This is a genomic window from Aciduliprofundum sp. MAR08-339, from assembly GCF_000327505.1.
GTDB lineage: Archaea > Thermoplasmatota > Thermoplasmata > Thermoplasmatales > Aciduliprofundaceae > Aciduliprofundum.
Map to the genome: position 1 here is coordinate 710827 of NC_019942.1, position 13804 is coordinate 724630.

At 33.3% G+C, this 13804-nt stretch carries 13 protein-coding genes; 3 read left to right on the forward strand and 10 right to left on the reverse strand.

The genetic code is table 11. From position 1 onward, the window contains the following. Positions 1-12: 12 nt before the first annotated feature. The 7 genes from ACIM339_RS03890 to ACIM339_RS03920 all read right to left on the reverse strand — a co-directional run bounded on the left by ACIM339_RS03890 (position 13) and on the right by ACIM339_RS03920 (position 7395). Positions 13-1320: a glycosyltransferase family 4 protein gene (locus tag ACIM339_RS03890; protein WP_015283307.1), complete on the reverse strand. Its 1308-nt coding sequence runs from the start codon at positions 1318-1320 to the stop codon at positions 13-15. Between the two features lie 74 nt (positions 1321-1394). Further along, positions 1395-2534, reverse strand: coding sequence for a glycosyltransferase family 4 protein (locus ACIM339_RS03895; RefSeq protein ID WP_015283308.1), 1140 nt, complete (start codon positions 2532-2534; stop codon positions 1395-1397). Continuing rightward, a complete protein-coding gene (locus ACIM339_RS03900) occupies positions 2482-3591 on the reverse strand; it encodes a glycosyltransferase family 4 protein (RefSeq protein WP_015283309.1) in 1110 nt (369 codons plus the stop codon). The genes ACIM339_RS03895 and ACIM339_RS03900 overlap by 53 nt, the downstream gene beginning before the upstream one ends. Then, the gene (gene wecB / locus ACIM339_RS03905; protein WP_015283310.1) at positions 3592-4686 is read right to left on the reverse strand and encodes a non-hydrolyzing UDP-N-acetylglucosamine 2-epimerase; all 1095 of its coding nucleotides are present in this window, start codon (positions 4684-4686) and stop codon (positions 3592-3594) included. An 18-nt stretch (positions 4687-4704) separates the two neighbouring features. Beyond that, positions 4705-5727: a DUF354 domain-containing protein gene (locus tag ACIM339_RS07745; protein WP_015283311.1), complete on the reverse strand. Its 1023-nt coding sequence runs from the start codon at positions 5725-5727 to the stop codon at positions 4705-4707. Continuing rightward, entirely contained in the window at positions 5720-6340 is a 621-nt protein-coding gene (locus tag ACIM339_RS03915) for a P-loop NTPase fold protein (protein WP_015283312.1), read from the reverse strand. Before ACIM339_RS03915 ends, ACIM339_RS07745 begins: the two co-directional genes overlap by 8 nt. Next, the gene (locus ACIM339_RS03920; RefSeq protein WP_015283313.1) at positions 6337-7395 is read right to left on the reverse strand and encodes a hypothetical protein; all 1059 of its coding nucleotides are present in this window, start codon (positions 7393-7395) and stop codon (positions 6337-6339) included. The genes ACIM339_RS03915 and ACIM339_RS03920 overlap by 4 nt, the downstream gene beginning before the upstream one ends. A gap of 75 nt (positions 7396-7470) precedes the next feature. Between ACIM339_RS03920 and ACIM339_RS03925 the strand changes: the two genes are divergently transcribed. Then, complete coding sequence (locus tag ACIM339_RS03925) at positions 7471-8160, forward strand: PHP domain-containing protein (protein WP_048103767.1); 690 nt, start codon at positions 7471-7473, stop codon at positions 8158-8160. Here the strand turns inward: ACIM339_RS03925 and ACIM339_RS03930 are convergent, their stop codons facing one another. From ACIM339_RS03930 to ACIM339_RS03940, 3 genes are all read right to left on the reverse strand, one after another. Beyond that, a complete protein-coding gene (locus tag ACIM339_RS03930; RefSeq protein WP_015283315.1) occupies positions 8161-9357 on the reverse strand; it encodes an ATP-grasp domain-containing protein in 1197 nt (398 codons plus the stop codon). It lies immediately after the preceding gene. Between the two features lies 1 nt (position 9358). After that, positions 9359-10147 carry a polysaccharide deacetylase family protein gene (locus ACIM339_RS03935; protein ID WP_162007685.1) on the reverse strand — a complete coding sequence of 263 codons (789 nt, stop codon included), beginning with the start codon at positions 10145-10147 and terminating at the stop codon, positions 9359-9361. Between the two features lie 125 nt (positions 10148-10272). Next, entirely contained in the window at positions 10273-11295 is a 1023-nt protein-coding gene (locus ACIM339_RS03940) for a glycosyltransferase 4 family protein (protein WP_015283317.1), read from the reverse strand. Between the two features lie 178 nt (positions 11296-11473). On the opposite strand from ACIM339_RS03940, the gene ACIM339_RS03945 reads away from it, so the two are divergent. Together ACIM339_RS03945 and ACIM339_RS03950 are read left to right on the forward strand one after the other, a co-directional pair. Continuing rightward, entirely contained in the window at positions 11474-12814 is a 1341-nt protein-coding gene (locus ACIM339_RS03945; protein WP_015283318.1) for a nucleotide sugar dehydrogenase, read from the forward strand. Next, the gene (locus ACIM339_RS03950; RefSeq protein ID WP_015283319.1) at positions 12811-13767 is read left to right on the forward strand and encodes a Gfo/Idh/MocA family protein; all 957 of its coding nucleotides are present in this window, start codon (positions 12811-12813) and stop codon (positions 13765-13767) included. Before ACIM339_RS03945 ends, ACIM339_RS03950 begins: the two co-directional genes overlap by 4 nt. Positions 13768-13804: the final 37 nt, after the last annotated feature.

Here is a 13804-nt window from a genome sequence, read left to right on the forward strand (position 1 = left end):
TAGTAATATAATTTAAAAATTTTCCATAACCCAATTGTACACTGAAATGGTTTTTTCAATAGTTTTCGAAAGATTTCTCTCTTTCACTGCAATTTCTCTTGCATTTTTCCCCATCTCATCTCGAAGTTCAGGATGTTTTATTAGAGTTTCTAATGTCTTTGCTAAAACCTCTAGATTACCCTTGGGTAGTACTATTCCCCCCTCATTTTCTAACATTTTATAATTTATATTTTGATGATCTTTTACTCTTTTCACAATATTTATTACAGGGATTCCAGTAGAGAGGGCCTCAATAGTTGAAAAAGATATTGATATTGGATATACACTTTTAATAGAGTCTCCAAGGGAGGGAGTATGTATAATAGAATCAGCCACCGGGATATCAGTAAAACTATTAAATGCAATATCTGCAGCAGCGTAATATTTCGGTATGTCATAATGAGATACTGGTCCAGTAAAAATAACATTATTTTCTACAGAGAGTTCTTTTACAAGATTTCTTAATTCACTTTCTCTTATTCCAGTTCCCACTAACAAGAGATAAATGTTTTTATATTTTTTTAAAATTTTTGAAAAAGCTTTTATTATCATTTCTATCCTTCTTTCATAGGAAAAGCGACTGGTGGATATTATTACTGTTGCATCATCTGAAATGTTATACCTCTCCCGGATATCTTTCCCATTAACTGAGGGTGAAAATAATTCTACATCAACTCCATTGGGTATTAGAAAATTTTTTTTTCTGTATTTTTTAGCTAATTTGTACAATTCCGGATCCATGCCTTTTCCAACGGTAATTATTGCATTGGAATTCTTTATACCATATTTCATTTCAGAATAAATAACCTGATCTATTAAATGTTTCCCCCAACTATAGTTATAAGTGGAGTTTCTCCTCAATAAACAACCATGAACTGTATAAACCATTTTTGAAGATGAACCAAATGATTTTATTAACCCCGCATCTGAAAAGTTATTTAAATGGAAAATATCCACTCCATCAAGCTTTTTAGATAATTTTAAAATCAATATGGGTTTTTTGATATACAAAAAAAATAATTTTCCCCAAGAATGCCTATAGTATACTTTACTTTTGACACTAGTTATCACAAATCTCCCCTTTTTAAAAGATACTTTGTTCTCACCCCATGTACCTATTTTAATAAAAAAATTATCATGATGATAATCTATTATATGTCTAAGTAATTCCTGCAGATAAGTGGGTGCACCGCCAATACCATTTCTTTTAAATATCATTAATTCTTTATCTAAAAATTGCAAATCCGCAAAATTATCAATTATTCCTAATGTATATTTCATTTAAAGCCTTAAAAAAAAATACTATTAAAATTTTTCTGAAGATTTTTGATAAATCCCTATTTAACAATAATCCTTTAGTTTGGATTTAACAACTTTAGATAAATGTTTTTCAATTTTTTAATTACATTACTGCACGAGCACTCTTCAGCTAATTTTCTAGCATTAAAAGATATTTTTTTTGCCATTTCTTCATCTTTTAATATATCTTTAATGTTAATATAAAAATTTTCTATATCTCCAACTTTAGCAACAAGTCCATTGATCTTGTGATGTATTAAATATGGTATACCTCCTGCATTAGTAGTAACAATTATAAGACCATTTGAAGCAGCTTCCAATAATGCCATGGGGAATATGTCCATTTCCGAAGTGTTTAAAAAGATATCGGCTCTAGAAAACAAGACATTTAGTTTTTTCCTAGAATCAATAAAGCGTAGTAATTTTACATTATTTTCTAAACCTAATTTATGTATCATATTAATTATTTTATTTTTATAATTTATATTATCATAATTTCCAATAATTGTCAACTCCGCATTTGGAAAGATGCTAGAAATTTTGGAAAACACCAATAAGGCATCTTCTATTCTGTATTGGGGGGCCAAATGACGAGCCACTATTATTTTTGGATTTATTTTTGTTCTCAACTTGAAATTAAAATTTTCTATATCCACTATATTTGGTACTATATAAGGCCTGACGCCAGCTCTACTTATTTCATCAAGTAGATATTCTGAGAGAATAATATGTGCATCTATATATTTAGATAATATTTTTATTATTTTAAAATTTTTTTTGAAATTATTTTTGTTAAGATGATAGGTAACAACCATCTTTTTATTGAATATAAAGGCATAAATTGCAGTAATTGCTATTGGCATAATACCCCAATTATTGGATGCATGAACATGGAATATTTGAGAGTCTCTCTTTTTTAGTAGTCTAATAAATAATATTGATGGTTGTATAAATAACTTAAGCAGTTTTTTAAATATATTGTTCGGGAAATAGGGTTTAGAATTTATATCTACAGTATCAACTTCAAAAATAGGGTCTTTACGTAGGCAATTAATCATATTAGTGGCTGCTACGGAAATCCCTCCCCATTTAATTTTTAAAAGGGGGGCAACTACCGTTATCTTTATTTTATTTGAGGAATCATTAACTACCTTTTTTGTTTGAAATTTTAAAGCCATTTTCATCACCCATTGCATTTCGATATACATGAAACACATCTATAGCTATATTTTTCCAACTAAAATTCTTAGCATATTCCCTTATTTTATTACGATTCCAATCTTTTTCAAACGCTATCAATATTTTCTCTGCCAAACATTCTGGATCTGCTGGAGGGCATAGAAATCCATAATCTTCTGAAATTATAATTTCCTCACTTCCTCCGTTAATAGTTGCTACTACCGGTGTTCCAACAGCCATTGCTTCTATTTGCACAATTCCAAAGCTCTCACTCAAACTCGGAAGCACAAATAGATCTGCACTATTGTACCATAGAGATAGTTCATCGTTTGGTACAAAACCTAAAATTTTAACAAAGGAGTCCAAATCGTATTTTGTTATAGAATCCTTAAGATATTTCTCTAGTTTCCCCTTCCCCCCTATGAAACACAGAATATTTTTATTTTTTTCAACTATTCTTCTAATTGCTTGGATAAGGTAAATATGCCCCTTATATTTCTCCAACATTCCCAAACTAAAGATTATCTTTTTATCAGTTGGAAGATTTAGTAATTCTCTGGCGTATGTTTTATTAATTATTTTAAACTCTTTTAAATCCACACCATTATATATAACATGTATCTTATAAGAAAATAAATCACCATATACATTTTCTATCTCCCGTTTTTGAGCATTAGATACACATATAAAAGAGCTTACGTTTTTAAAAATATAATAAAACAATATTTTGAAGAAAGGGTTTTTTAACTTTTTTCTTATATTATATGAAGGATAATGATATGTAATAATAAAATTTACACGCCTTATTTTGCACACAATTGAAATCCAGAGCATCGTAAATAAACCACCAAAATATCCACTAGGATGCAAATGAACAACCTCATATATATTTGATATCTTAAACACTATTTTCAAAAAATTATGTAAAACTCTATTTTTAAGAGAAGTGAACTTCAAAGTGAAAGTATCTATTTTCAAATCTGAGATATGCTTTTCTAATGCACTTTTTAAATTTCTAGCATGTGTGGAAACTCCCGAGTTTCTATTGAATGGGGCCACCATTAAAATCTTCATCTAACCCCTCCAACTCTCCAAAATATCCACTATTACTTTTCCGCTTTTTCCATCTCCAAATATAATTGGAGTCTCTCTCATATAATCATATTTTTCTCCATTAAATATTTCTATTATAATGTTTAATATTTTATAAATTTCTCTACCAACCACAATATTGCTCCCAACTTTCACAGTTTCAGGTCTCTCTGTGTTATCTCTCAAAGTTAGGCATGGGATGTGTAATATATTAGCCTCCTCTTGAATACCCCCAGAATCTGTTAATACTATTTTGGCTTTGGAAAGAAGCAATAGAAAATCTAAATAACCTAAAGGCTCTATAACTCTTAAATAGGGATTTTTTATAGTTAATCCATACTCCTCAAGTCTTTTCTTGGTTCTTGGATGCATAGGAAATATGGAAGGATAATGGATTTCATTCAATATTTTAACAATTTTAATTAGATTTTCCTTTTTATCAACATTTTCCTCCCGGTGGACAGTTACGATTACATATTCTCTCTCTTTCAACCCCAACACATTTAATATATTTGATCTTTTCTTTGCTATTTCTAGGTTTTGATATACTGCATCCACAATAGTATTTCCCGTTACGAATATTCTGTTATCAGGTATTCCTTCTTTAATAAGATTTGATTTTGCTACTTCAGTAGGTGCAAATAGAAGATCTGAGAGGTGATCTACGATAATTCTGTTTATTTCCTCAGGCATTCTTCTATCAAAACTTCTGAGTCCTGCTTCCACATGACCTACAGGTATGTGTAATTTAGAGGCAGAAATACCTCCAGCTAGCACTGAATTGGTATCTCCTTCCACTAAAACAATATTTACATCTTCTCTTACCAATATCTTTTCTATCTCCTTTATCATCTCTCCAGTTTGAGATCCATGGGTATGATATTTTTCTCCTACATTGAGTTTGTATTCAGGTTCTGGAAGTTCAAGATCCTCAAAAAAAACTCTATCCATATTGTATGAATAATGTTGTCCTGTGTGAATTATAGAATATTCTATATTTCTTTTTTCTAATTCTCTTATGATGGGAGACATCTTAATTATCTCGGGTCGAGTTCCTAATATAATTCCTATCTTCATTTATTTATACCTCCCTTTCTAGTGAGGTATTATGTTTTCAATTATATCTTTTACTATATGAGATCTCAATTTGGTATTTATAAAAAAATTTTTCTTATGTTTTTCTTTTAAAATTTTTGTCTTTGAAATGACACCATAATAATAGTTTTTTTGAGATTTTAACCATTTTTCAACACTCAACTCTTTACCTTTATAGAATGAAAAAACTGTGTTGCCCAATATCCAAGCTTCTCTACTCATTGTACCTCCAGCACCAATAAATATTTTTGATTGTATTAACAAAGACTGTCCGTCGAGAGGTGTTTTGGGAATTATAATGCCATTTTTAAAAATTTTTTCATATAGTGTTTTCTGTTCAACAGTGCGCGGAAGTACAATTATATGATATTTATTTATAATCTGCTCATCAAAAACTAGGTCTTTTAATATTTCTTCTAAAGAATCTCTACCAGAGGTTTCGTATTCGGTTATTAAACCAAATGGCCTTACGACGATAATGTCTTTATTTTTTTCTAAATTGAGTTCTTTATAAATATTTTCTTTCAATTCCTCAGACAGGTATATCTGTTCTTCAATACCTCTATAAAAATAAACTTTTTTCTCTATGTGTGGAGAAATATTCCCATATATCTTTATTGCTTCGGGCATGTATATCCTATCTGCTAGAGGTAAAGTAAGCAGTAGGGCCAAAGTGGCAGCATCATTATCAATAAACATAAAAACCTTTTTACCAGCTATTTTTGCAGCTATGGGAGTTGAAATTGCTCGGGATATAACAACAGTTGGATTTGTTCTGTATATATACTTAAACATTAGAACAAATCTAATAATATTAAAAACTCCTTTTGAAATAAAACTTTTGTTTGACCTCGAGCCCACAATTTTATAGGGGAATCCCTTCTTTTTTATTAAATTTATGCATTCTTCGTTGTTTGGTATAACAAACTCTATTTCAAAACCATGCTTTTTTAACTCATTACTGATTGATTCATAAAGTTGTATGTCGGGAGGCGTGTATGCATCAAACAATATTTTAGGCATTTTTAAAAACCTCCATAATCACCTTTATATTTTTTCCCACAGAGTTTTTACCTTCTAATATGATGCAATTATGTTTTTTTGCAAATTTTACATATTCATACCTTTCTATCTTTAATTGTTGCTTTCTATAAGTATACGGATCTTCACGGTTAATTTGTCTTTTTATAGATTCTTCTTCTGAAATGTCTATAATAAAACAATAATCAGTTTTAAAATTTTCCCATATAGGACGCAGCCATTCTACATGGTACCCTAAAGCCTTTAATTTAATCTGGGTCGCACATATAAATCTATCATATATCACAACATTCCACCTCTTCCCATCGGGCTGTGTGGAGATGTAAAACAGAATATTATCCATCAGTGCTATTATAGGTTTTAATATAGCAGATAATGAAAATGGTTTTGGTTCATAGGGTTTTAACACAGTCTCACGATCTTTATCAACTACTTTCCAGTATTTCATCTTCAATTTATCCGCAAACACCCAGTAATGAAATGGTACAATTCTTACCCTATATCCTTTTTTTTCTAACTCTTCCTTAAGGCGCTTTGATAGAGTGGATTTTCCGGCGCCATCTATCCCTAGTAGAGATATTGTGAAGTTCCTCATAAATCAATCACCTTTTTTATGTGATCATAAATTAGATCTCCTATAAATTTCTCATATTTTAATGGCAGAATGATTTTATATATCTCTTTCGTTTTTATATTTTGTCTCATAATATTTATTACTCTACTCCATATATCCTTTAATGCGGTGTTTGGATTCGCATAAATATAAGCATCTAAAAGTTTTCCAAAATTGTGGCAGGGAACTTCCGAAAATGTATGAGTGGGTGAAATGTTCATTTCAATTTTTTCACTAATTTCAAGTTTTTTTAAAAAATCTTCTCTAGAAATATTGTCAATAATGAGTTTTTTATTTTGTTTTAGAGATCTTTCAATAATATATCCCATCTCCAACTTGCATCCATTATTAAAAATATTTAAATTGTACAACTTCTCATCTCTTGATAGATATTTAAACAACCTTATTTTATTTATACCGTTCACTTCTTCCCTTCCTAAATAATGCAATTTGAATTCATATGATCTAATATTAAAGGGATAGGGGAGAATTTCATTTTCTCCCAGTATAATGTTCTCATCTCCAAGGAAACCAAAACCTTTTTTGACTAAAACCATAGTAATTGTTGTTTTATACACACCCGCTCTACCAGCAAGTAGAATGCCTTTATTATTAAATCCGACACCCCCACCATGAATAAGAATTTTTCCTTTTTTAATAAAAAGTAACCATATTAGTGGTCTTAAAAATATGTTCTGAGTTGCTAATATAGGCCACAATCTTCTTAGGCCCTTGGGTTTAGGTTTTATATTTAGAATGATAGGACCCTTCATCTCCAAACCATTTATTTCCACATCATATTTATCATCCCTTAAAAATAAATAATTCCATTTTATGTAGTATTTTCCGTCCACTATGTATGTATCCTCTATTGAAGGTTTAAAATCACCCACATTTACTATAATGTCCGGTTTTTCCACGTAATCTACCTTAAAATATTCATATTCTGGATTTAGGTCCCAGAAAAAGTCTTTTTTTTCTTTATTTATCTGAAATTTAATTATATTATGTATGTTGTAGTGCTCAGTAATACACATGAAATGAAATAATGATAATTTATTAATTAAGCTTTTTGCCAACGTTTTAATACTCTGGTGTGATTTGGCTATGCAATGAGAATAGATATGCATGTTCACAGTGAGTATTCCTTTGATTCAAAAATGAAAATAAAGACCATTGCGAAAATAACCAAAAAAAGAGGGTTGGATGGAATTGCTCTGACTGATCATAACACACTGAAAGGGATTAAAAATGCAAAGGAAACATTCAGAAATTATGGATTAATGCTTATACCTGGAGTGGAGTTAAGAGTTGAGAAAACAGATTATCTCATTTACTTTATAGAGGAAGAGGCACTTTTAAAGATAAAAGAGGTGAATGATATTATAGATTATGTAAAGGAAAATAATGGGATTATTGGAGTGGCTCATCCTTATAGAAGAGGATATAATCTTCCACATAGAAACATTCTTGAGAGATTAGATGTTGTGGAGGTATTCAATGCGAGAAATACTTTTAATGAGAATGCAATGGCTGAGAATTTGGTGAAGAAACTTAATAAAACTCCAACTGCAGGGAGTGATGCTCATATATATTCGTATATTGGTTTAGGATATATAATTTGTGGAGATGACATTAAAGAATGTTTACTTAAAAATAAGGTGAGAATAGCAGGAGAGTATCCAACTAGATATATGAAGATGCATAATAAATTAAAGGCTGCACAGTATATGCCCTCCACTAAAAAAAGATATTATTTAACACACCCCTATACAGCATTTAAAAAATTACTTAAAAAATGATTACCTATATTCACCTGAAATTGTTCTTTTTCCTTTAAGATAATCTACAAAATATCTTCCAGATGTGATTAATGCTCCAATAACAGGTAGTGGGTCATCTAAATCAATATAATCATAATACGTTCCTCTAAACCTGAAAAACTCTTTGAAAACATAAGAGTTGTCCTTTCTTTCTGTTTTAAGTCTAAAATAAAAATTAAGAATATCTCCAGGAATAAGCCACCTACAAAGAACACCTGTTTTATACTCCCTTACCATATTCACATCCCCATCTACAGCAAGTTTGTATAGAAGATATGGGAAATCCACACCTGCATGATAAGCCAATGCCAATGACCCCCAGAACCTGCCATTTATTTCCATAAGCACAGGTCCTTTTTTAGTTAGTTTAAATTCAACCATTGCAACACCATGCCAGTTTAACTTTTCCAGTAATCTCTTTCCAGCATCTACCATCTCGTCATTTTTTATACTCATCCTTAATGTAGATGGTCCACCAGTAATGGGGTACTCTCTTAATCTTATATAAGAAAAATATGCTCTCATCTTTCCCTTGTTAAATAGAAATGATGTACCTGCACCCTGTCCTTCTACATATTCCTGAATTAGATAATCTTTAACATTTTTTATTTTAGAGAAGAACTTTTCTAAATCTTTATCGTTGTTAATGTAGTTTTTAGTTGTCACATATCTTGTTTTTGCACCTTTTTCTGGGTCCCAGAGGGTCTGGGATATCGGCTTTACAACTACAGGGTACTTCATATCCTTTTTAATTTTCCTTAAATCCTCTTTATCTAAAGGACGATAAGTTCGTGGTATTTTAACTCCTACAGAGTTTGCAATTTTTAATGTTTCCCATTTACTTAATGTTTTCATAAAAGTATCAAAATCCACGAATGGAAGACTAGAGTATTTTTCAATAATATTCTTATTTTTTATGATTGGCAATATTTCAAAATCGTGTACAGGTATAATAACATCATATTTTTTTGATCTAATTATTGAAAGTATATTGTTAAAAAATGCTATAGGCATTTTTTGAGGATTTGGGTATAAGAACTTATTAGTAGAATATTTTGACAGAGAAGCAGTAGATAATTTAGTGTGGTCTCCAACAGATATTTTTAATCCTTTTCTCCCTAAGGATCTCACAATTGTAAGGGTAGCTCTCCTAGAACCACCAGTAACTAATATCACTTTATATCTCCCCTTTCATATATCTCAAATCTGATATTTTAATTATATCCACATCACCTGTAATTACCAGAATATTGGATAAATTTCCCTGGGCAATATCCTTTAATTGAACAACGTTTATATCATTTTTTCTTGCCCATTCAAGGACCATGCTCAGAGCATCTGAACATATTCTTCCCCTCTCCGGATGTAACTGCAATACTGGAATCCCGCCCAGATCTTTTATAATCTCGCACATTTTCACCCATATTTTTCCAATTTTATCACCCCTGTAACCAAGGCGATCCACAAGTATCTCATCATCTGGCAAACTAACGGGAATTTCCACCAATCCATCATAATTCTCCAATTTCCAGTTTTTTATTGGTTTATAATATTTCAATATTCTCTTAACATTACCATCTACAGGAATGACATCAACAAAGAAACTTTTGGAAGAGTCATATAAAAATCGTCTTTCTCTCAATATTCCCAAGATTTCATCGTTTACACTCAGATATGGAGCTCTAAATCCGTATAACTCTATCCCAGATCGATAAAATATCTTCCTCCCAGCCACAATATGCTTTTCTATTGTCTCTTTATCAAGATTGGAATAATCCACATGCACGTATCCATGCATTGCCCATTCTATTCTCTTATTTCTCCACTCTTTTATAGTATCCACATTCCTTTCAAGAGTCATAGCAGTAATTGGAAAGGTAGAAGAGGCATTATAATCCTCCAGAATCTCAATAATTGTGTTAAATGAGGATACAAACCTGTTAAAGGAGTATCTGGAATATATCACTGCACCTCTCTTCAATGTATTTACAAATCCTTTTGTTTTGATGGTGTGTATTAAAGATGGCACAAATTGATAAATCTCTACATGTATGAATATTTTTTGCAATTTTATTAACCAAAAATAAAAAATCAAAGAATGTGAAGAATATTAGCTATTAGTATGACAATGAATGATATTGCTACCTGGATAAGATATAGAGTTACAACAACTCCTCTCTCAGTGGCATATCCTCTAATCTTTTTCTGAATGAGAATTGCAAGGTGACATGAATCGTATATTTTATCGTAGGGCATTTCAAGATGCTCTTTTTTATCCGGTATACCAAATGCTTCTACCTCTTTCATATGATCAAAAAACCTAGCTCTTATAAACAGGATAAAATCCAAGAAATAAAGAGGAAATAATAGAGCACCGAATATTTCCATATTTCCCAATATGACCAATGCACCTATTAGTGCACCCATTGGATATGTTAGCGAATCACCAGGAAAGATTTTAGCAGGATACCAGTTAAAAATCAAAAAGCCAAAGAGTGTAGCAACTCCTATGAGTGATATATAGGCAATCCAACTCTCTCTCATCATTACAGCCTGAGCAGCTAGAGTGGCAAAGATTATTATACCCAATCCTGCTTCAAGGCCATTATATCCAGCCACCATATTAATGGCATTTGATGCACCGATTATTCCAACGGGTACAATTATTAGTGCATAGACCCATAAAGGTATGTTCCACGAGCTAAAGCTATTATACTGTGGGTATATTAGAACCAATGTCATAAGAGGAAGAGCAAGAATTGAAGATAACACAACTTTTCTTCTTTGTCTTATTCCCTTTTTCCATCCAAGAATATCGTCCGTAAATCCGATAAATCCTGCCAGCACAACGGTAGATATCACAGCATATATTTCTGTGAGATGGCTCACAGAGCCAAAACATGCTTTTAAAAATAAATATAAAAACAATCCAACAGCTAATCCTATTATTACTGCAAAACCACCACCCTCTGCCACTTCAGGATGACCATATTTATTTAAGTCTTTACCAACAAGTCCAAAATACTTCGCTGCTGGGATCCATCTTTTTGTTAAATACCAAGTAAACAGAAAAGTAGCAACTAGGACTAGTGAGGATACTAGTATGTTATACATTAAAAAGGACAAATCCCGAGGGTAATATAATTTTTTCGCCGAAGTATTTTAGAAATCAAAAAGAGTTATATGCCAGAAAAGATAGAAAAATTAAATATCATACTACATCATAAAAAACAATTTCGATAAAAATAAGAATTTAAATAATCAAATTCCATATCCGCTCAAGGTGTTGTTAATGAATATGCTCAATATCGATCCAGAGCAAGTAAAGAGATTATTCGATAGTGGGGCTTTGAAAATTGCCATTTTTGGTATGGGCAAAATGGGACTACCTCTCGCCGCGGTTTTTGCAGACAGGGGAGCGAAGGTAATAGGGGTGGATATAGACAAAAATAGGGTGGACATGATAAACGCAGGAGAGAACCCCGTGCCCGAGGAGCCAGGCCTTGCAGATCTGATCAGTAAGAATGTTGATGCGGGGAGATTGCGAGCAACAACGGACGGCGTGCAGGCGGCAAAGGATGCAGATGTTATGATCATACTCGTGCCCACAATGATTGACGATCATGGCAATGTGAATCTCAATCCCGTTTACGATGTTGCCGAAAAAATAGCGAAGGGGCTTGAGAGGGGAAACATCGTGATCACTGAAGCAACCATGCCCCCCGGAACCACAGAATCACTTGTTCCTATCTTAGAGAAAAGCGGTTTGAAGTTGGGCGAGTTTGGCCTTGCTCATGCTCCAGAACGCACCATGACTGGCACGGCAATTCGCGACATAACTGGCCAGTATCCGAAGATTGTGGGTGCAAGTGATGAAAGTACGCTCAACGCAGTTTCGGCCATATACGAGGTCATCAACAAAAAGGGAGTAATAAGAATGTCATCAATAAAGGCGGCGGAAGCAGTGAAGGTTTTTGAAGGCGTGTACAGGGATGTGAATATCGCGCTTGCGAATGAGCTTGCCCTTTTCTGCGAGGAACAGAATCTTGATGCACTGGAAGTATTCAAAGCAGCAAACACACAGCCATACTGCCACATCCACATGCCCGGCGCAGGCGTGGGTGGGCACTGCATACCCGTTTATCCATGGTTCGTGATGAATCTCTCAAAGAGACACACGCGCCTCATAAGAACTGCGAGAGAGCTCAACGACGAGATGCCAGAACACATGGTTGAGCTAACATTGAAAGCCTTAAATGAGAATGGGCTATCCGCAAAGAACGCAAATATACTGGTTCTGGGGCTCACATTTAGAGGAGATGTTTATGAATTCAGAAAATCTCCAAGCATTCCGTATATAGAGAGAATAAAAGAATGGAGCGAAAATGTGTACGTGTATGATCCAGTGTGCTCTGAGAAGGATGCGGAGAGATACGGAGTGAAGTGGAAAGAGGATTTCAGGGATGTAGACATAATTGTGATAATGAACGATGCAAAGGAGTTCAAAGAGCTTAACCTTGATGATTTGGCAAAAAGTATGAGAAACAAAATCATAGTGGATGGGCGCGGAATAGTGGATAAGGAAAGGGCAAAATCTCTGGGATTTGTGTATATGGGAGTTGGTAGAAAATGAAGGTTGTTGTCATTGGTGTGGGTGTTATGGGAAAGAACCATGCTAGGGTTCTAAGTGATCTTGGACATCTAGCAGGCGTGGTGGACATGGATGAAAACGCTGCAAAAATTGTGGCTACCAGATACGGAGTTGAATGGGGCAGAAGTTTTGAAAATCTGGAGTTTGATGCTGCCGTTGTTGCTACTCCAACGATAACGCATTATGAACTTGCAAAAAAACTGATCGAAGAGGGAAAGCATGTCCTTGTTGAAAAACCATTTGTGCACAATGTATCAGAGGGTGAGGAACTCATAGATCTGGCCAGGAATAATAATGTGACTCTTGCAGTCGGTCACATAGAGAGACATAACCCCATGGTAGAGTTTGTGAAGAAAAATGTGGTTGAAAGGGATGGAATAATCTCAATAGGTGCAAAGCGTGTGAGCAGGTTTCCATCCAGGATAAGGGATGTTGGAGTTGTTATGGACTTGGGTGTGCATGATATTGATGTTTTGAGATACCTTATGGGTGATATAGTGGAGGTATATGCTCGTGGAGGTAAGATAAAGCATGATAAGTATGAGGACCATGCTTCCATACTACTTGGGTTCAGAAACGGAAAGAGTGGTTATATAGAAACAAACTGGCTCACTCCCAAGAAGATAAGAAAACTGTGGATAACCACGGAAACCTCCTATGTGGAAGGAGATTATATATCTCAAAGTGTGGAAATCTCATCTGAAAAACTTAGTGTTGATGAGTTCAACACCTACAATCTCGGTATTGATCTTAACATAAGGAGGATAAACCTGAAGAAAGAGGAACCATTGAAGCGGGAAATTACAGATTTCATAGATGCTATATCTAAGAATGTCCCTCCTCTAGTATCTGGTGAGGATGGTCTTGCGGCGGTGAAGATTGCAAAGGCAGCTCTGGAATCCATGGAACGTGGAAAGGTTGTTGAGGTGGAGTGAGGGCAAATGTTTATAATAGTCGCGAATATTGCTACGG